The sequence below is a fragment of the Gemmobacter lanyuensis genome (assembly GCF_014652355.1).
Taxonomy (GTDB): Bacteria; Pseudomonadota; Alphaproteobacteria; order Rhodobacterales; family Rhodobacteraceae; genus Gemmobacter; species Gemmobacter lanyuensis.
The window spans coordinates 1-1,582 of the sequence record NZ_BMYQ01000038.1 but is presented as its reverse complement, the minus strand read 5'-3'; the positions used below and the strand labels follow the sequence as shown (position 1 = coordinate 1,582).

2 protein-coding genes are annotated in these 1,582 nt (G+C 58.8%); one reads left to right on the top strand and one right to left on the bottom strand.

Features of this window, described 5'->3' with window-relative positions; all coding sequences use genetic code 11:
- Nucleotides 1–131 precede the first annotated feature (131 nt).
- A complete protein-coding gene (locus IE101_RS19610) occupies nucleotides 132–386 on the top strand; it encodes a hypothetical protein (protein ID WP_189635515.1) in 255 nt (84 codons plus the stop codon).
- 120 nt (nucleotides 387–506) lie between these two features.
- On the opposite strand, the gene IE101_RS19605 is transcribed toward IE101_RS19610, so the two are convergent.
- Complete coding sequence (locus IE101_RS19605) at nucleotides 507–1,475, bottom strand: AAA family ATPase (protein WP_189635514.1); 969 nt, start codon at nucleotides 1,473–1,475, stop codon at nucleotides 507–509.
- Nucleotides 1,476–1,582: the final 107 nt, after the last annotated feature.

The window sequence follows — 1,582 nt, the reverse complement described above, 5'->3', positions numbered from 1 at the left end:
GGCCTTCCAGGCTCAATAGTATCAATTGCTTAGCCGTTTAACTGATGAAGTTGGGTGCCCCGGTGTTTCACGTCCCCCCTCACCTCTGGCGTGCAAATCAGAAGCGCAAACTTCTGGAGACAGAGGCCGAGATGAAGGTGACCGCAAAAAACTTGGCGGCGAAGGCGGCCAAGCTCGCAAAAGAGGAAGCCGAACTTCAGCGGAAGGAGGCCCAACTTCGCACATTGCGTGATCAACAGATTGCCCAGCAGAAGAACGCCGCGCGCCATCTGGAGCAGATCGCCCAAGACATTGCGCTGCTCCAAGGCCTTTGGCACGAAACAGGTCTCGATCTCTCCCCTGTATTGCAGCAACTCGAAAAGCGATACCGTGCTCCGCGCGCCTAAACCCGGGCGGTGCAGGACGGCATTGGCCCGGGATCACGATGGATCCCGGGCCAATGTGGAACCTTCAGGGAGCGCCCCATCAAAGGTCATCGCCCGCAAGTCGAACGTCAGACCACAAGATCAAACGCGATCAGGGACAAATCGGCCAAGGCTGTCCCGCGGCAATGGCGGCACATATCGCGTCACTCCTCCCGCCCGCATTTGCACAGTCATTGCACGGAATCGATCCTGGCAGGACTTCGTGTTATGAACCCGCACCAACCCCACCACGGGCCCCGCCGCGGGCGCGAGATTGAGCTGCCAGCTGCACTGATCCGGAAGCGCCGTGGATCCCATGGCCGCCGTCGCGTGCTGCTTGGTGTTAAGCTTCAGCGCGGACGCTTTCATCCCCTGCGTAAGAATGATCGAGGCGCCGATGTTCTGACCGACGACCGCAAGCGCATGGATCGCAGCGCCAAGCTCCTTGCCATTTTCGACATCGATCCCGGGATTGATGCGGCTGAGCGAGTCCAGAACGATCAGATCCGGGTTGTGGCCCGCGGCCGGAAGGCTGGAAAGGGTTTCGGCAATTCGCATGAGGCTCGCATCCCCCTTTGGCAGCGTCTGAACGAGCAGGTTTCTGTTGAGCCAAGGTCGGGGCTGTTCGACGTAGACTGCGCGCTCCAGCAGCGTATTGACGCGCCTCGTGTAATCGTCAGAACTCTCGTCGAGCCCCAGAAAGACCACCTTGCGCGCCACGGATTGCTTGTAAAGATTGGCACCTAGTCGAAACAGGTCGCGCCCTGCCGCCACGTTCATGGCGAGCGCGAGGCTGAGCGTTGTCTTTCCGACACCATCACCGCCTGCAATGAGGCCAAGGTCGCCCCGCGCCAGGCCCGGGAGGACCTGATGCACTCGAGGAAGGCTCTCGCCGACGCGCTGCTGCGCGCCCGCCCAAGCGGTCGCAAAGCTACGTTCTACAGCTTGATCGCCGAACGCCGCGGCACACTCACGCTGCGTCATCGGCTCTTCGTCCGACGACACATACTGTGATGGCACGTCAGAGAGTGCGTATTCTTTGATAATCATTTCAATCGTTTTATCAGTCATGAGATACCTCCTAAAATAAACTGATGTTTCAAAATGAGCCTGCCCGAAGCCCCCAACTTCATCAGTTAAACGGCTAAGCAATTGATACTATTGAGCCTGGAAGGCCA